The sequence below is a fragment of the Massilia pseudoviolaceinigra genome (genome assembly GCF_030846505.1).
Taxonomy (GTDB): Bacteria; Pseudomonadota; Gammaproteobacteria; order Burkholderiales; family Burkholderiaceae_D; genus Telluria_A; species Telluria_A violaceinigra.
In genome coordinates this window covers 29,755-45,162 of record NZ_JAVCWL010000005.1, presented here as the reverse complement: position 1 = coordinate 45,162, position 15,408 = coordinate 29,755, and the positions used below count along the sequence as shown (strand labels likewise).

18 protein-coding genes are annotated in these 15,408 nt (G+C 66.6%); 11 read left to right on the top strand and 7 right to left on the bottom strand.

What is annotated here, in order from left to right; translation table 11 throughout:
• The first annotated feature begins 1 nt into the window (after window position 1).
• From RBA40_RS06395 to RBA40_RS06345, 11 genes are all read left to right on the top strand, one after another.
• Window positions 2-1,513 carry a type II and III secretion system protein family protein gene (locus RBA40_RS06395; RefSeq protein ID WP_306646877.1) on the top strand — a complete coding sequence of 504 codons (1,512 nt, stop codon included), beginning with the start codon at window positions 2-4 and terminating at the stop codon, window positions 1,511-1,513.
• Between the two features lie 10 nt (window positions 1,514-1,523).
• Complete coding sequence (locus RBA40_RS06390; RefSeq protein WP_306646875.1) at window positions 1,524-1,796, top strand: hypothetical protein; 273 nt, start codon at window positions 1,524-1,526, stop codon at window positions 1,794-1,796.
• 115 nt (window positions 1,797-1,911) lie between these two features.
• Window positions 1,912-2,115, top strand: coding sequence for a Flp family type IVb pilin (locus tag RBA40_RS06385; RefSeq protein ID WP_306646873.1), 204 nt, complete (start codon window positions 1,912-1,914; stop codon window positions 2,113-2,115).
• 54 nt (window positions 2,116-2,169) lie between these two features.
• Window positions 2,170-2,373 carry a Flp family type IVb pilin gene (locus RBA40_RS06380; RefSeq protein WP_306646871.1) on the top strand — a complete coding sequence of 68 codons (204 nt, stop codon included), beginning with the start codon at window positions 2,170-2,172 and terminating at the stop codon, window positions 2,371-2,373.
• A 57-nt stretch (window positions 2,374-2,430) separates the two neighbouring features.
• The gene (locus tag RBA40_RS06375) at window positions 2,431-3,726 is read left to right on the top strand and encodes a pilus assembly protein TadG-related protein (protein ID WP_306646869.1); all 1,296 of its coding nucleotides are present in this window, start codon (window positions 2,431-2,433) and stop codon (window positions 3,724-3,726) included.
• 5 nt (window positions 3,727-3,731) lie between these two features.
• Window positions 3,732-4,160, top strand: coding sequence for a TadE/TadG family type IV pilus assembly protein (locus RBA40_RS06370; protein ID WP_306646868.1), 429 nt, complete (start codon window positions 3,732-3,734; stop codon window positions 4,158-4,160).
• Window positions 4,157-4,597 (top strand): TadE family protein, encoded by a 441-nt coding sequence (locus RBA40_RS06365; protein WP_306646866.1) that lies wholly within the window; start codon window positions 4,157-4,159, stop codon window positions 4,595-4,597. Before RBA40_RS06370 ends, RBA40_RS06365 begins: the two co-directional genes overlap by 4 nt.
• A 22-nt stretch (window positions 4,598-4,619) precedes the next feature.
• On the top strand, window positions 4,620-5,828 hold the full coding sequence (locus RBA40_RS06360; RefSeq protein WP_306646865.1) for a CpaE/TadZ family protein: 1,209 nt from the start codon (window positions 4,620-4,622) through the stop codon (window positions 5,826-5,828).
• Window positions 5,815-7,161, top strand: coding sequence for a TadA family conjugal transfer-associated ATPase (locus RBA40_RS06355; RefSeq protein ID WP_306646863.1), 1,347 nt, complete (start codon window positions 5,815-5,817; stop codon window positions 7,159-7,161). The genes RBA40_RS06360 and RBA40_RS06355 overlap by 14 nt, the downstream gene beginning before the upstream one ends.
• A gap of 9 nt (window positions 7,162-7,170) precedes the next feature.
• Window positions 7,171-8,178 (top strand): type II secretion system F family protein, encoded by a 1,008-nt coding sequence (locus tag RBA40_RS06350; protein WP_306646861.1) that lies wholly within the window; start codon window positions 7,171-7,173, stop codon window positions 8,176-8,178.
• Between the two features lie 12 nt (window positions 8,179-8,190).
• Entirely contained in the window at window positions 8,191-9,099 is a 909-nt protein-coding gene (locus RBA40_RS06345) for a type II secretion system F family protein (RefSeq protein WP_306646860.1), read from the top strand.
• Here the strand turns inward: RBA40_RS06345 and RBA40_RS06340 are convergent.
• From RBA40_RS06340 to RBA40_RS06310, 7 genes are all read right to left on the bottom strand, one after another.
• A complete protein-coding gene (locus tag RBA40_RS06340) occupies window positions 9,086-9,823 on the bottom strand; it encodes a response regulator transcription factor (RefSeq protein WP_306646858.1) in 738 nt (245 codons plus the stop codon). The genes RBA40_RS06345 and RBA40_RS06340 overlap by 14 nt on opposite strands.
• Complete coding sequence (locus RBA40_RS06335) at window positions 9,820-11,505, bottom strand: sensor histidine kinase (RefSeq protein WP_306646856.1); 1,686 nt, start codon at window positions 11,503-11,505, stop codon at window positions 9,820-9,822. Before RBA40_RS06335 ends, RBA40_RS06340 begins: the two co-directional genes overlap by 4 nt.
• A gap of 264 nt (window positions 11,506-11,769) precedes the next feature.
• Window positions 11,770-12,861, bottom strand: a complete 1,092-nt coding sequence (gene ychF, locus RBA40_RS06330; protein ID WP_099873880.1) for a redox-regulated ATPase YchF — start codon at window positions 12,859-12,861, stop codon at window positions 11,770-11,772.
• A gap of 198 nt (window positions 12,862-13,059) precedes the next feature.
• Entirely contained in the window at window positions 13,060-13,590 is a 531-nt protein-coding gene (locus RBA40_RS06325; RefSeq protein ID WP_306646854.1) for a helix-turn-helix domain-containing protein, read from the bottom strand.
• Window positions 13,577-13,993, bottom strand: a complete 417-nt coding sequence (locus RBA40_RS06320) for a type II toxin-antitoxin system RelE/ParE family toxin (protein ID WP_306646852.1) — start codon at window positions 13,991-13,993, stop codon at window positions 13,577-13,579. Before RBA40_RS06320 ends, RBA40_RS06325 begins: the two co-directional genes overlap by 14 nt.
• Window positions 13,994-14,231: 238 nt before the next feature.
• Complete coding sequence (locus RBA40_RS06315; RefSeq protein WP_306646850.1) at window positions 14,232-14,465, bottom strand: hypothetical protein; 234 nt, start codon at window positions 14,463-14,465, stop codon at window positions 14,232-14,234.
• A 286-nt stretch (window positions 14,466-14,751) separates the two neighbouring features.
• A complete protein-coding gene (locus tag RBA40_RS06310) occupies window positions 14,752-15,405 on the bottom strand; it encodes an HAD family hydrolase (RefSeq protein ID WP_306646848.1) in 654 nt (217 codons plus the stop codon).
• Window positions 15,406-15,408 lie beyond the last annotated feature (3 nt).

Sequence of the window (15,408 nt, the reverse complement as noted above, 5' to 3'; positions counted from 1 at the left end):
CATGAACAAGCACATTCGCATGGCGGCATGGACCGTCGCGACCGCAGGCATAGTTGCCACGCCGGCCTGGGCAGCAGCGGAAGCAGCAACGCGGGGCGCAGGCGGGCCGAAAAACTGCAAGTCGGTGGTCGTCGCAAAGGCAGCGCAGGTGATGCTCGGTAAGTCGTCGGTGATTGCGCTGACGGCGCCGGTAACCCGCATCGTGGCCAGCGGCCAGCGCGACGCCAAACAGGCAAGCACCGCAACCCCGGCGGCGGCGGGCGACGCGGCGGACGTGGGCAGCATCGCCGAGATCGAGGTACTGCTGCTCAGTCCGACCGACCTGTTCCTGCTCGGAAAAAAGGCCGGCGCCACCAGCCTCATCTTGCAGGATGCGAGCGGCGTGTGCTACCTGCGCGACATCGTGGTGGAGATCGACCCGGCCACCCTGCAAGCCAAGCTGGCCGAGCTGATGCCCGAGGAAACCGGCATCGTCGTCAAGAGCGCCGAAAACGCCATCGTGCTGACCGGCACGGTGCGCGACGCCGGCCAGCTCGACGAAGCGCTGCGCGTGGCCGGTGCCTACGGCGGCGGCAAGCGCGTGCTGAACCTGCTGCGCGTCGGTTCGCCCCAGCAAGTGATGCTGGAAGTGAAGATCGCCGAAGTCAGCAAGACCCTGCTCGACAAGTTCGGTGTCGATTTTGCCCGCATGGTGGCCTCGGCCGACGGCCTGAGCACGCGCGTCATCTCGGGCATCCTGGGCGGCGCGCCGGCGATGGTTGGCCAGTACAGTCACGGCGGCTCGGGCGCGGCACTGGGCGCCGTGGCCGACGCCGCGGTCCGGGGCGGCAATTCGGCCGCCGCGGCGCGCCTGTCGGCGGGAGCGCGCGGCGCCACCCTGTTCGGGGTCGATGCGCAGAAAAAAGATGGCCTGGTGCGGGTGCTGGCCGAACCGAACATCATGGCCATCAGCGGCCAGTCGGCCAGCTTCCTGTCGGGCGGGAAGATCTTCATTCCGGTGGCCCAGTCGCGCGACAGCGGCGGCTCCACCGTCACCCTGGAAGAGAAGGAATTCGGGGTCGGCCTCAAGTTCTCGCCGACAGTGCTGGGCGGGGCCCGCATCAACCTGAAGCTGGTATCGGAAGTATCGGAGCTGGCGCAGACCGGTTCGCCCTTCACCACCAGCAGCGGGGTGACCTCGGTGCTGCCGTCGATCACCACGCGCCGGGTCGACACCACGGTGCAGCTGGGCGATGGCCAGAGCTTCGCCATCGCCGGCCTGATCCGCAACAACGTGACCGAAACCCTGTCCCGCTTCCCCGGCCTGGGCGACATACCGGTGCTCGGCGCGCTGTTTCGCTCGACCGAGTTCCAGAAAGACCAGACCGAGCTGATTTTCATCGTCACGCCGCGCCTGGTCAAACCGGCCAGCGAACTGGCGGCGCCGACCGACCACCACGTGCCGGCCAGTCGTGCCGACCGGATTTTCATGGGCAAGACCGAAGGCAAGTCCGCCCCCGCAAAAACCGAATAAGGAGAGCGCCATGAACACACTCATTTGCCGCGCCGCGCTGCCCGTGCTGGCCATGCTGGCCGGCTGCGCCGCGGCCCCCCGCTACGACGCGCGTTTCGGCGACGCGGTGCGCGAGGCACGCAGCGCCATGACCATCAACCCGCAGGCGGACGCCACGCCCGACCCGGTGGCCGGCATCGACGGCCAGGCCGCGCGCGACGCCATGACGCGCTACCAGGACAGCTTCAAGGCGCCGCCGCCGGTGGTCAACGTCATCAACATCGGCGGCCCCGCCGCCAAGTGAGCCGGCAGGCTCGCCGCAGGATCCGGCAGCGGCCATGGGGCCGCCGTCCGGAGCAGTACCCCGCCCGCAGGGGCGGGCATGTTTGTCCCTCCATCTCACATGAAAGGTACGTCAAATGAACACTTTTTTGAAATCGATAAGCCACTCGGTCCAATCCTTCGCCCGCGACGACGAAGGCGCCCAGGTCGTCGAGTATGCGCTGATCATCGCGGTCGTCTCGATCATCCTGGTGGTGGCGCTACGTAACCTCACCGGCACCAGCTTCTCCGGCTTCATCGCCCGCGTCGAATCGTGCCTGACCGGCGGCGCCTGCGCCTGATGCCCGGCGTACCAAAAAAAATCTTCCCGATAACAGAACTGAAAGGTCCACACCATGAACGCCCTGCTCAACAACGCCAGCCGCGGCATCCGCTCCTTCCTGCGCGACGATGAAGGCGCCCAGGTGGTCGAATACGCGCTGATCATCGCGGTCGTCTCGATCATCCTGGTGGTCGCGCTGCGCAATCTCACCGGTACCAGCTTCTCCGGCTTCATTGCCCGCGTCGAATCCTGCCTGACCGGTGGCGCCTGCGCCTGACCCACCAGCCGACGGACCGCGGCCTGCCTGCGGCCCGTCATTTTTTGGATGAAAACCATGATCCCGCACAATCGATACGCAGTTCGCCAGCGCCAGCACGGCGCGGTGATCCTGACGGTCTGCTTCCTGCTGTTTTTCCTGCTGGGGTTTGTCGCCATCGCCTTCGACCTGGGGCGCCTGTTCATCGTCAAGACCGAGCTGCAGACGGCCATGGACAGCTGCGCCCTGGCCGCCGCCCAGGAACTCGACGGCCAGTCGAGCGCACTGGCGCGGGCGCGCCGGGCCGGCACCACCGTGGCTAACCTGAACCGGGTCAACCTTCAGTCGGCGAGCTGGGACGGCAAGGGCCAGTTGCCCGACACCGGCATCAGCTTCCGGGACCAGGGCTACATGCCCACCACCGCCCCCGCCAGCGCGCGCTACGCCCAGTGCGAGCACCGCCAGAGCGAGATCAGAATGTGGCTGCTGCACGCGCTGGGCACGTTTGCCGGCAACGGCACGGCCAATCCGTCCACGCGCGCGGTGCTGGCCAGTGCGGTCGCCACGCGCGGCAGCGCCCAGAGTACCTGCCCGATCCCGGTGGCGATGAAAGCCAAGGCGGGCGGCACGCCATCGAACAACTACGGTTTCCTGGTCGGCGAATGGGTGACCGTATTCGACAAGGGTGGCGCGGCTGCGTCGGCCGGCGAAATGGGCTGGTACAACCTCGATGGCAGCAAAAGCGCCAGCGAAACGGCCGCCGAACTGGCCGAAGGAGGCTACTGCGGCACGCGCCTGGGCGACACGCTCGGCACCCCGGGCGCGCAGACCAGCGTGGACCGGCCGTGGAACTACCGCTTCGGGGTCTACAAGAACAGCGACTCCCCCGCCCTGAACCATCCCGACCAGAGCGGTTACTCCTACACCGCCGCCAACTGGAAGAACGCGGTGCCGCAGAACGCCTTTGCCGGCACCCCGGCGCCCGGCTCGCACGCCAGCGCCCAGAACTACATCACCAAGCGCGCCGCCTACGCCTCGCTGGCCGACACCGGCACCAGCATCAAGACCGGGTCGCTGATCGCCTTCGGCGACAACAACCGCCTGAACAGCTTCCAGAAATTGGCCACGCCCGGCGCAGCCGGCGAGCACCGCCAGTACGGCACCAGCCGGCGCCTGGTGATCGTCCCGGTGATCAATGGCGCCTCCCAGGTGACCGACTTCGTGTGCATGTTCATGCTGCATCCACTCAGCGGCCCCAACGACCCGGCCCAGCTGGAGTTTCGCGGCCTGGCAGGGATTGCGACCTCGCCCTGCGCGCCGGGCGGCACGCCCGGTGGCGCGGCCGGGCCGCTGGTGCCGGTACTGGTGAGGTGAGCGCCATGAAAAAACGTCAACAAGGCGTGGCCCTGGTCGAATTCGCGTTCGTGCTGCCGCTGCTGCTCATTGTCTCGCTGATGTGCGCCGAACTCGGACGCGCCGTCTACCGCTACAACACCACCGCCAAGACCGTGCGCAATGCGGTGCGCTACCTGTCGGTGCAAACGCCGGGCACCCACGTCGTCGAGGCGCGCAACATGATCCTGTACGGGAACGTCGCCGGCACCGGCACGCTGCTCGACCCGGCGCTGACGGCGGCCAGGGTGCCGGCGCCGACCTGGCAGACGGCAGGCAGCGATCCGCTGATGAACACCGTCACGATCCGGGTATCGGGCTACCAGTTCCGGCCGCTGATGGCCAATATGTTCGGGGCCAGGTTCGCGGTCATTTCCTTCAACGATATCAGCGCCACCATGCGCAGCCCATTATGAAAACCAGGAAAACAGCTCCCCGGAACGGCGCGACGACGATCGAACTGGCGTTCGTGCTGGTGCTCTTCTTCATGTTCCTGCTCGGCGTGACCGACGTGGCGCGCATGCTGTTCACCTGGAACGCGGCCACCGAGGCCACGCGCGCCGGCGCGCGCTACGCGGTGGTGTGCGCCGACCCGGCCAACCAGGGACAGGTGCTGCAGAAGATGCGCATGATGGTGCCCGAAATCGGCGCGGTGGCGCTGGCGTGGGAGCCGTCCGGCTGCGACGCCGCCAGCTGCGCCGGGGTGACGGTGACCGTCACCAGCCTGCACTACCGCTGGCTCTCCCCGGTGGTCGGGGCGGTGATGCCGGTGCGCGCGCTGCCCGCGTTCAGCACCTATCTGCCGCGCGAAATGATGCGGCGCGATCCGAATAACGCGCTCATCTGCCAATAAAACCCCAACCAAGGAACCCGCCATGAAAATTGCCATCGTATCGCCCGACAAAATACGCATCAACGAGATCGGCCAGCTGCTGCAGGGCGGCGCGCACGTGGTGCTGCCCACCGTGGGCGGCGCCGGCGACCTGCTGGCGCTGGCCGGGCGCGACCAGCCCGACCTGATGCTGGTCGACGGCTGCGCCGACAGCGCGGGTTTGGCCGCCATCGGCGCGCTCACCAGCGGCCACCCGCACATCGCCGTGGTGCTGCTGTGCGCGATCTGCACGCCCGACTTCCTGATCAACGCCATGCGCGCCGGCGTGCGCGAGGTGCTGCCGGCCCCGCTCGCGCCGGCCGAACTGGAGGCGGCGCTTGCGCGCATCGGCGCCAAGCTGCGCGGCGCCCAGGCGCACAGCGAAGGCAAGGTCCTCGCCTTCATCTCCTGCAAGGGCGGCAGCGGCGCCACCTTCCTCGCCACCAGCCTGGGATACCAGCTGGCGCAAACCCGTTCCGTGCTGCTGATCGACCTGAACCTGCAGTTCGGCGACGCGCTCGCATTCGTGCACGATGGCCGTCCCGCATCGACCCTGGCCGACGTGGCGCGCGCCATCGCGCGCCTGGACGCCTCCTTCCTGGCCGCCAGCACGGTCAAGGTGACGCCCAATTTCAGCATCCTGGCCGCGCCCGACGACCATGCCCAGGCGGTCGAAATCAGCGCGGCGCACGTGGAGGCGATACTGGCGCTGGCGGTGCGGCACTACGACTACGTGGTGCTCGATATCGGGCGCCCGGTGACCACCCTGAGCATCAAGGCGCTCGACCGCGCGTACCGCATTTATCCGGTGCTGCAGGCCGGCCTGGCGTCGATCCGCAACGCCAAGAAGATGCTGGCCATTTTCAAGTCGCTCGATTACGGCGCCGACAAGATCGAGTTGATCGTCAACCGTTTCGAGCGCAAGGGCCCGATCGGCGTGACCGAGATCGAACGGGCGCTGGGCAAGTATGCGATCCACACGGTCGCCAACTCGTACAAGCAGGTGACCGCGGCGATCGACCATGGCGAACCCCTGACGGCGAACGCGCGCGCCAATCCGGTGCTGCACGGCGTGGCCGGTCTGGCCGAAGCGCTCATGACGCGCCCGCAGGCCGCGCACACAGCGCAGGACGGCGCGCCGGCACGCCTGTTCGGCCGCCTTACCGGGCGCCTGCTTGGACGCCACTCAGGAGAATCCCATGTCCTTCCGTGAACAACTCAATGCCATCGACAGCCAGGCCGACATGCGCGTGGCTGCCTCCGGCGCCAGCGACGACTACCACGCCATCAAGGGGCGCATCCACCTGAAACTGCTCGACAAGTTCGACCTGGCCGCGCTCGAAGCGCTGCCAGGGCCCATGCTGCGCGGCGAAATCGCGGTGATGGCCGAACGCCTGCTCGACGAGGAGCAGGCGGCCATCAACGAATCCGAACGGCGCTCGCTGATCCGCGACATCCAGCACGAGATGCTCGGCTTCGGCCCGCTGGAACTGCTGATGGCCGATCCGACCGTCTCCGACATCCTGGTCAACAGCTACAACCGCATTTTCGTGGAACGCAAGGGCCGCCTGGAACTGAGCACGGTGCGCTTCACCGACGAAAAGCACCTGCTGCGCATCATCGACAAGATCGTCTCGCTGGTGGGCCGCCGCATCGACGAATCGAGCCCCATGGTCGACGCGCGCCTGCCGGACGGCTCGCGCGTGAACGCCGTGATCGCGCCGGTGGCGCTGGACGGCCCGATGATGTCGATCCGCCGCTTCGCCCACATTCCTTTGAGAATGGATAACCTGATCCACGACCTGCACAGCCTCACGCCCGACATGGCGACCGTGCTCGAAGGGCTGTGCAAGTCGAAGGTCAACATGATCATCGCCGGCGGCACCGGGGCCGGCAAGACCACCCTGCTCAACATCCTGTCCGGTTTCATTCCGCCGGCCGAACGCATCGTCACCATCGAGGACGCGGCCGAACTGCAGCTGCAGCAGCCGCACGTGGTGCGCATGGAGACGCGCCCGGCCAACATCGAAGGCAAGGGCGAAATCACGCAGCGCGCGCTGGTGCGCAATGCGCTGCGCATGCGCCCGGACCGGATCATCATCGGCGAGGTGCGCGGTGCCGAGGCGGTCGACATGCTGCAGGCCATGAACACGGGCCACGACGGCTCGCTCACCACCATCCACGCCAACAACCCGCGCGACGCCCTCTCGCGCCTGGAGAACATGATCGGCATGGCCAACCTGAATTTGCCGCACAAGGCGGCGCGCCAGCAGATCGCCTCGGCCATCACGGTGGTGATCCAGGGCCTGCGCCTGATCGACGGGCGCCGCAAGATCACCAGCATCCAGGAGATCACCGGCATGGAGGGCGACATCATCACCATGCAGGAAATCTTCGCCTTCCGCCAGACCGGCGTGGCCGCCGACGGCGCCGTCGAAGGCTACTTCCAGGCCAGCGGCGTGCGCCCCAAGTTCAGCGACCGCCTGCGCGCGTTCGGCGTGAGCCTGCCCGACGCCATGTTCGACAGCACCCGCCGCTACCAGTAGGAGGCCATCATGCTCAGTCAAGTCAATGGCGCCAGCGCCGGCGCTCCCATTTCGCCGCTGCTGTCGGTGCTGGTGTTCATCGCGGTGATCCTGCTGTTCGAGGGGCTCTACCTGATGTGGAAGACCTACAAGGGACCGCAGGCCAGGAAGATCGAACATCGCCTCAACGCCTTGTCGGCGGCGGGCGACAGTTCGGCCCAGTCGCACCTGCTGCGCGAGCGCATGATGAGCGAGCTGCCGCTGTTCCAGCGCCTGTTGCTGCGCCTGCCGCGCGCCCACCAGCTCGACCGCTATCTGCTGCAGGCGAACCTGAACTGGACCGTCTCGAAACTGCTGCTGGCCTGCGTGGCGCTGGGCGCGGCCAGCTTCCTGCTGGTGACGGGGGTGCTGCACCAGCCCTTCATGGCCGGCGCGCTGGCTGCCGGCGTGACGGCCTGGCTGCCGCTGGCGTACCTGCAGCGCCGCCGCCGCCGTCGCCTGACCAAGCTGGAGCAGCAATTGCCCGACGCGCTGGACCTGCTGGCGCGCGCCCTGCGCGCCGGGCACGCCTTCGGGGCCGGCCTGCAGATGATCGGCGAGGAAATGGCCGAGCCGATCGCCAGCGAATTCCGGCTGGTGCACGACGAAATCAACTTCGGCGTCTCGCTCGAACAGGCACTGGGCAACCTGAGCGTGCGCGCGCCGATCACCGACCTGCGCTACTTCGTGGTGGCCGTGCTGATCCAGCGCGATTCGGGCGGCAACCTGACCGAGGTGCTGGCCAACCTGAGCCGCCTGATCCGCCAGCGCCTCAAGCTGTTCTGGCATGTGCGCGTGCTCTCGGCCGAGGGCCGCATGTCGGCCTGGCTGCTGTCGCTGCTGCCGTTCGCCATCGGCGGGTTGATGAGCGTGTTCAATCCGGACTTCATGGCGCCGTTGTGGACCGACCCGCTGGGCCAGAGCCTGGTGCGCGGCATGCTCATTTCGATGGCGTTCGGCATTCTGCTGCTGCGCCACATCATTCGTATCCGTATCTGAAAGGGGATCATCATGTTCGTGCTCGCTGCCCTGGTCTGCCTGGCCGTTACCACCGCCATCGCCGGCCTGTACCTGCTGCTCGTGCCCACCCGCCTCGACCGGCGGCTGGACGCGATCGGCAACCCGGCCGCCGCAACCGACTGGAGCGCCACCGTGGCGCAGGCGGTCGGCCCGTTCGCGCGCGTGCTGGCGCCCGCCGGCGACTGGGAAAGTTCGCCCCTGCGCCTGCGCTTCATCAATGCCGGCATCCGGCGCAGTGACGCGCGCCTGATCTATTTCGGCCTCAAGACGGTGCTGCCGCTGGTGTTCGCGGGCGCTACCTGGCTGCTGCTGCGCGCCTTCACCGGCATGGACGAAATGACGGTGCTGATGAACCTGGGGATCGCGGCGCTGGCCGGCTGCTACCTGCCGAACCTGGCGCTGTGGCTGCGCCTGCGCGAGCGCAAGCGCGAGATTTTCGAGCATTTTCCCGATGCCGCCGACCTGATGCTGGTGTGCGTGGAAGCGGGCCTGGGGCTGGACGCCGCACTGACGCGGGTGGCCGACGAGATGGGCATGAGCAGCCGCGCGCTGGCCGAGGAACTGCACCTGACCAACCTGGAGATGCGCGCCGGCGCCAGCCGCGCCCAGTCGCTGCGCAACCTGGCGCTAAGGACCGGCATCGAGGAAGTCGGCACCTTCGCCACGATGCTGGCGCAGTCGGACAAGTTCGGCACCAGCATCGGCGAATCGCTGCGGGTGTTTTCGGAAGACCTGCGCCACAAGCGCCAGGTGCGGGCCGAGGAGCACGCGGCCAAGGTGCCGACCAAGATGCTCATTCCGCTGGCCCTGTTCATCTTTCCGGCGATCATCATGGTGGTGCTGGGGCCGGCGATGATCATCATCGTGCGCACCATCATGCCGGTGCTCAGTGCCCATTGAGGCGCTCGTGGCGCGGGCCGCTCTGGCCGGGCTGGGGCTGGACCAGGCCGTGGCGGATCGCGTAGACGTACATGCCGAGCCGGTTGGGGACGTCGAGCTTGCGGTAGATCGAACTGAGGTGGTTGCGCAGGGTGTGCTCGGAAATGAACAGGCGCTGCGCCACCTCGTGGTTGGCGCAGCCGCTGTGTTCGACGGCGGCGCTGACGATGGCGCGTTCGCGCGCGGTCAGGGCGGCGTGCTTTTCCTCGGGCGGGTCGGCTCGCAGCGCGCGGCGCCAGCCCAGCATCTGGCCGAACACGCGGTCCATGGTGTCGGCGTCGAACCAGAGTTCGCCGCGGTGGATCTTGGCGATGGCCTTGATGACTTGTTCGGCCGTCACTTCCTTGTGCAGGATACCGCGCGCGCCGCGCCGTACCGCCAGGTCGAGCAGGTCCGGATCGTGGGCGGCGGTGAGCACCAGCGCGCGCGAGACGCCGTTGGCCAGCAGTTCCGGCAGGAACTCGACCGTGGACACGCCGCCCAGGTCGAGGTCGAGCAGGATCACGTCCGGCGCCAGTTGCGCGGCCCCGGCCAGCGCCTCGGCGCAGGTGCGCGCCGTGCCCACCACCGTCATGCGCGGGCGTTCGGCATCGACCAGGGTTTGCAGCCCCCACAGCATGGTCTGGTGGTCTTCCACCAGCATGACTTTTATCGGGCCCGATACATCCTGTGCTTCATTTTTCATAATGGAATCTCCACGGTGACAATGGTGTCGTTGGCGCTACCCTGGCGCACGGAGGCGGCGCCACCCAGGGCGCTGGCGCGCTCGCTGAGCGAACGCGGCTGGAAGGCCGGCGGCGCGCTGCCGCCGTGCGGGTTGCTGATGTCGATGTGCAGCATGGCGCCGCTGCAGCGCAGCGCCACGCTGGCCGCCGTGGCGTCGGTGTGGCGGCAGACGTTGCTGATGCCTTCGCGCACGATCTGCAGCACTTCCGCGCCGAGCCGGTCGCCCAGCGTGACGTTGGCGCCGACATCGATGCCGATCTCGACGCCGTACGTCGCCAGCGCCCGGGCCGCCTGGCGGCGCAGCGCGGCCAGGAACATGGCGTCGTCGGCGGGCGCGGCGCCGCAGGCACGCTGGGCCTCGTCACGCAGCTGCGCGATGACCTCGGCCGCCATCGTCACCAGCTTGTCGAGGTCGGGGGCGAGCGGATTGCTGGGCTCGGCCTTGCGGCACAGGGCGACCAGGCCCAGCTGCAAGCCGATGTAGGACTGGATGGCCGTGTCGTGCAGGTCGAGCGCGATCTTCTTGCGCTCCAGGCCGGCTGCGTCGGAAGCGATGCGGTCCAGCAGATCGATGCGGTCGATGGCGCGCAAGCCCTGTTCGGCGATACGCGCCAGGAACAGTGCATCGCCGCGGCCCAGGTGGCGCATGCGCGTGGCCACGTAGATGCGGCCCTTGCCGCGCCCAAAGCTCACCGGGGCGCTGATGAACGAGGTGGCGCCCAGCAGGTCGGCCACTTCCTCCAGGCGGGCGGGGTGGTGCGGCGCCCAGGCGGGGGGCTCGCCGCCATGAGCGAGCGCGCAGCCGCCGACGGCGCGCCAGCAGCGCCACGCACGCGTAAACAGCAGCACCTGCGTATGCGGCTCGGGCAGCATGGCGCGTGCCAGGGCGGGGTCGATCGGGTCCACCGGCGCTACCGTCGGGCCATGTGCGCGCACCGTGCGCAGCGCGTGGCCGCCGCTGTCGTGCTCGCCCAGCAGCAGCAGGCAGCTGTCGGCCATGAAAAACGCCCGTACCCGGTCGAGCGCGGCGGTCATGCTGCGGTCGATGCCGAAGCGCGGATTGGCCACCTGGCTCAGCTCGCGCAGCAGTGCCTGGCGGCGCGCCGCCAGGATGTGCATTTCGCCCAGCTGGGCGATCACGCGCCCGAAGGCGAGCAGCACGGCCGCGCGCAGCAGCAGGCGCGCCGGCGTCACGTCGGGCAGCGTGATGATGGCCGCCATGTAGTACAGAAGGACGGTGGCGATGGTGACGCGCACGCCTTCGGCCAGGCCGTAGCGCAGCGAGGCGACCACGATCGCGAACAGCAGGAAGACCAGCGGGAAAATCTCGGCCGGCCCGACCGCGGCCACCACGGCCGCCGACACGGCCACGTCGAGCCGGTGGCGCAGCTTGCCGCGGGTCCAGCGCGGCTGGCATTGGGGAAACAGATAGACGGCCGCGCACAGCGACGCATAAACGGACAGGACCAGCAGCGCGGTGAGGTTGGCGCGGTCCGGACCGGGGTGGTCGAGGACGGCGACCAGGACCGCCGACACGGTCAGAACCAGCCTGATGCGCGCGACCAGCTGGCTGTAGGCCACGTCCCACTGCGCCACCGTACCGGCAGCATCCTTGTCGAGGGGGGAGTCCGCAATGACCATCGTTGTCGTTCCGTTCGCAGTCAAGCCATGCCGCCTGCCGCCGGCGCCGTGGTGTCGGGCCGGGATGTTGTTGCCAATCGATTATTGATTGTAGGTTGTTACTTTCGGGCTCCCATGACGCGTGTCACAGCATCGGGCCATGGGCCTTGGCGCCCGGGTGCGGAAAACCAGTGCGGCATGAAAAAAACCCGCCATCACGAGGATGCACGGGGCTTTTGTTTTTCACCGGAATGCGCCGACAGGCGGCGACATCCGGCAATCGGCTTAGACGTTGAACAGGAAGTTCAGTACATCGCCATCCTTGACCACATATTCCTTGCCTTCGGCGCGCATCTTGCCCACTTCCTTGGCGCCGGCTTCGCCCTTGTACGCGACAAAATCATCGTAGGCAATGGTTTGCGCGCGGATGAAGCCGCGTTCGAAGTCGGTGTGGATCACGCCGGCCGCTTGCGGTGCGGTGTCGCCCACGTGGATGGTCCAGGCGCGCACTTCCTTCACGCCCGCGGTGAAGTAGGTCTGCAGGCCGAGCAGCTTGTAGGCGGCGCGGATCAGGCGGTCGAGACCTGGCTCTTCCATGCCCATGTCGGCCAGGAAAGCACCTTTGTCGGCATCGTCGAGGTCGGCGATTTCGGACTCGATGGCGGCGCAGATGGCCACGATCGGCGCATTCTGACCCTTGGCGTAGGCGGTCAACTGGTCCAGCAGCGGGTTGTTGGTGAAGCCCGTGTCGGACACGTTCGCCACGTACATGGCCGGCTTGGCGGTGATCAGGCACAGCGGCTTGATCAGCAGCATTTCTTCGGCATCCAGGCCCATCGCGCGCACCGGCTTGGCGTCGTTCAGGAACGGCATCATGCGTTCCATCAGGGCGACCAGCTTGGCCGCATCCTTGTCGCCGGAACGGGCTTTCTTGTTCTCGCGGTGGATGGCTTTTTCGACGGTGCCCATGTCGGCCAGCGCCAGCTCGGTCTGGATGACTTCGATATCGTCCAGCGGGCTGATCTTGCCGGCCACGTGGATCACGTTGTCGTCCTCGAAGCAGCGCACCACGTTGACGATGGCGTCGGTTTCGCGGATGTGCGACAGGAACTGGTTGCCCAGGCCCTCGCCCTTCGACGCGCCAGCGACCAGGCCGGCGATGTCGACGAATTCGACGATGGCGTTGACCATGCGTTCCGGCTTGACGATGTCAGCCAGCGCGGCCATGCGCGGGTCCGGCACTTCGACCACGCCGACGTTCGGCTCGATCGTGCAGAACGGATAGTTTTCGGCCGGAATGCCGGCCTTGGTCAGCGCGTTGAAGAGGGTGGACTTGCCGACGTTAGGCAGGCCGACGATGCCGCATTGGAGACTCATGGGAAGACTTTCTAGTTCGATGGACGAGGGGCGCTCAAACAGGCAAGCCCCAAAACCCCATATTGTAACCTTGGACGGGGCCGGGGGCCGCAAAAACCGGGTTTGGGCGTGTCATGCACGGGCGCGGCGGCAGTCAGGACGGCTATCCCGGCGCCCGGTCGTCGGACCATGTCAAGCACGCCCTCCTGCGTTTTCGGCCTAACTACGCCCAGTGCTGCGTCCTGGCGCTCCGGCAATAGCGTTAATGCCTTGTTCGTCGATGACTTTCAACAACCGTTGTGCCATTGGGCTTGGAATATTGTAGGCCGACTCCCATTTGACCACGGTCGACTTCGTTATCCCCATGTAGCGCGCCAGAACTTCCTGACTGAGGTTCTCCTTATTGCGGATACGCAGCACGTCGCTCGCGGTAAACGACGGCGGGGTAAAGCAACTCTTGTCAAATTCGCGCATCGTCTTTTTGTCGATAATGCCGACTGAATGGAGTGCGGCCGCGGCGCTGTGGATCGCCTCGAAAGCGTCGCTGCGGTGGGGCCGCGCTCGCGCGGTGGGAGCACTCTTCATGGTCGCGCCCGTTTTGGGGGCGTTCACCACCTGGCGCGCAGGGACGGCTATTGTCGTCCCCGCCAAGGCGTCAGCTTTCTGCATTCGTTCAGGTCCCGCGGATTTCTTCGCTGGCTTGTTTGCGGCCTTGGCCGGCTTTGCTGTCGCCGGTTTAGCATTCCTCATGGCATATCTCCACAAAATCGCTTGATTTCAACAATGCCGCGATGGCTGACGGCGTCAATAGTGCATAGCTGCTCGCCAACTTCTTGAAATGAGCCTCCTCGGCCTTGTCGATGTTTTCACGGTCCTTTTTCATAAACAGGAACACGAAGATCCAGTTCTTTTCGCCTTTTGCGGCAATGATGGATCGATCCATGTTGTCATTGAGCCTCTTCTTCCAGACGCCGCCGCCCAAGGGGTCGGCTTTGCCTTCCATGACCTCCTTCATGGCCTTGCACAGCTCGGGGTCGGTAATGCCGCGCTTGCGTGCCGCTCTGGCGAACCAAGCTGTCTTGAAAACCCGCGCCTCCGGGACTCGACGGGCTGCCGTTGAGGCGGCTTCAGAAGGCGCGGTTCTTTTAGGCATAGATAACTGTAGCATCCAGTACTACCCATTACAATGTAATAAGCATGAGTTTCTGGCTCACGCACGGCCCTACGCCTGGCCGCTTCCTGGTGCCTGTGTTGCGCGCCCATGGCCGCGCAGCTGGGCCCGTTGACGCTGGGCGGCTTCACCGACAGTCTATCCCAGCAGGGAAGACGGCCCCGCCGCCGACCTTGCGAAGGCGGAGACGGCGATGCTCATCGCAGGATCACCCTGCTCTTCAGAATGCTTGGATGCGCGACAGGTCGGGCTGGGCGACAAACGCGGCGAACTCATCGCGCAGGCGCTGCCCCGGCCAAATCGCCTGCCGCCAGTTACGGATGCGCGCGTCGTGGTCGAGCCCGTAGAAAGTGAAATCCTTGCGGTCGGACAGCTTGCCGCGCGGCAGGGTGCTGAAGGAATGTGGGGTCGGCGCGACCAGCAGCACGTTGTCGAGCCAGCCGCGCCGCGCCATGCGCCACCACGGCATCGCCTTGTCAGTGAAAGTCTGACTTCGAAAAGAGGTTCGCCACCCTTCAAATTAAGGTGCGCGAAACGCTATTTCCATGCCGATTCGTTGCTGGCAATGCTTGGTTTTGAAAATCCTCAGTTAGACCACAAGTGCTCGCCTCATGTGCCCATCGAGCAAATTGCTCGATCAAGAGGGATTCTCTGACACTTCACAGCACTCGACGTAATCTTGGACGCGGCCGGAGGCCGCAAAAGCCGGGCTTGCGGTGACATACCCGGGCATGGGCCTGTCAGGATGGCAACAGGGCGGCAATCTCGGCGTCCAGCTGGGCGACGGTGTCGACCACGCGGTAAGCGCCGTCGAACGGGTAATCGCGCATGAGGCGGTGGCGCAGGACAATGCATTCGATGCCGGCCGCACGCGCCGCCTGCAGGCCGCGCGGCGAGTCTTCGACCGCCAGGCAGTCGGCGGCGGCCACGCCGAGCTTGTCCAGCCCGGCCAGATACGGCTCGGGCGAGGGTTTGCTGTGCCGGTAATCCTCGGCGGTTAATGCAAAGCGGAAATGGCGCATCAGGTCCAGGCCGGCGTGGATGATGTCGAAATCGGCGCGCCGGGCGCTGGTGACGACGCCCATCGGCACGCGCGCGGCACAGCGCCTGAGCACGGCGTCAATGTGCGGCATGGCCAGGCCGGTTTCGCTGCGCAAGCGCGCGCCGTAGCGGCGGTTGCGTTCGTCGCGGCGCTCGCCGATCTGGTCCGTGGTCGCGCCACCGGCCGCCATCAGGTGCCAGGCGCCAATGTTATCGGCCAGGAACCAGGCGAAAAAATCGGCTTCGCTCAGCGCGATCTGATGTTCGAGGAACAGCTCGCGGTTGACCGCGTAAAACAGGTGCTCGGTATCGACCAGCACGCCGTCGTTATCCCACAAGATGCCCTTGATCATGCT

Excerpts from the sequence above, each read along its gene's own strand:
- RBA40_RS06315 (WP_306646850.1), bottom strand. The coding sequence starts at position 14,465 with ATGGCGCGGCGCGGCTGGCTCGACAACGTGCTGCTGGTCGCGCCGACC.
- RBA40_RS06310 (WP_306646848.1), bottom strand. The coding sequence starts at position 15,405 with ATGATCAAGGGCATCTTGTGGGATAACGACGGCGTGCTGGTCGATACC.
- RBA40_RS06360 (WP_306646865.1), top strand. The coding sequence starts at position 4,620 with ATGAAAATTGCCATCGTATCGCCCGACAAAATACGCATCAACGAGATC.
- RBA40_RS06380 (WP_306646871.1), top strand. The coding sequence starts at position 2,170 with ATGAACGCCCTGCTCAACAACGCCAGCCGCGGCATCCGCTCCTTCCTG.
- RBA40_RS06325 (WP_306646854.1), bottom strand. The coding sequence starts at position 13,590 with ATGAGGAATGCTAAACCGGCGACAGCAAAGCCGGCCAAGGCCGCAAAC.
- RBA40_RS06345 (WP_306646860.1), top strand. The coding sequence starts at position 8,191 with ATGTTCGTGCTCGCTGCCCTGGTCTGCCTGGCCGTTACCACCGCCATC.
- RBA40_RS06370 (WP_306646868.1), top strand. The coding sequence starts at position 3,732 with ATGAAAAAACGTCAACAAGGCGTGGCCCTGGTCGAATTCGCGTTCGTG.
- RBA40_RS06355 (WP_306646863.1), top strand. The coding sequence starts at position 5,815 with ATGTCCTTCCGTGAACAACTCAATGCCATCGACAGCCAGGCCGACATG.
- RBA40_RS06320 (WP_306646852.1), bottom strand. The coding sequence starts at position 13,993 with ATGCCTAAAAGAACCGCGCCTTCTGAAGCCGCCTCAACGGCAGCCCGT.
- ychF (WP_099873880.1), bottom strand. The coding sequence starts at position 12,861 with ATGAGTCTCCAATGCGGCATCGTCGGCCTGCCTAACGTCGGCAAGTCC.
- RBA40_RS06385 (WP_306646873.1), top strand. The coding sequence starts at position 1,912 with ATGAACACTTTTTTGAAATCGATAAGCCACTCGGTCCAATCCTTCGCC.
- RBA40_RS06340 (WP_306646858.1), bottom strand. The coding sequence starts at position 9,823 with ATGAAAAATGAAGCACAGGATGTATCGGGCCCGATAAAAGTCATGCTG.
- RBA40_RS06395 (WP_306646877.1), top strand. The coding sequence starts at position 2 with ATGAACAAGCACATTCGCATGGCGGCATGGACCGTCGCGACCGCAGGC.
- RBA40_RS06375 (WP_306646869.1), top strand. The coding sequence starts at position 2,431 with ATGATCCCGCACAATCGATACGCAGTTCGCCAGCGCCAGCACGGCGCG.
- RBA40_RS06350 (WP_306646861.1), top strand. The coding sequence starts at position 7,171 with ATGCTCAGTCAAGTCAATGGCGCCAGCGCCGGCGCTCCCATTTCGCCG.
- RBA40_RS06390 (WP_306646875.1), top strand. The coding sequence starts at position 1,524 with ATGAACACACTCATTTGCCGCGCCGCGCTGCCCGTGCTGGCCATGCTG.
- RBA40_RS06335 (WP_306646856.1), bottom strand. The coding sequence starts at position 11,505 with ATGGTCATTGCGGACTCCCCCCTCGACAAGGATGCTGCCGGTACGGTG.
- RBA40_RS06365 (WP_306646866.1), top strand. The coding sequence starts at position 4,157 with ATGAAAACCAGGAAAACAGCTCCCCGGAACGGCGCGACGACGATCGAA.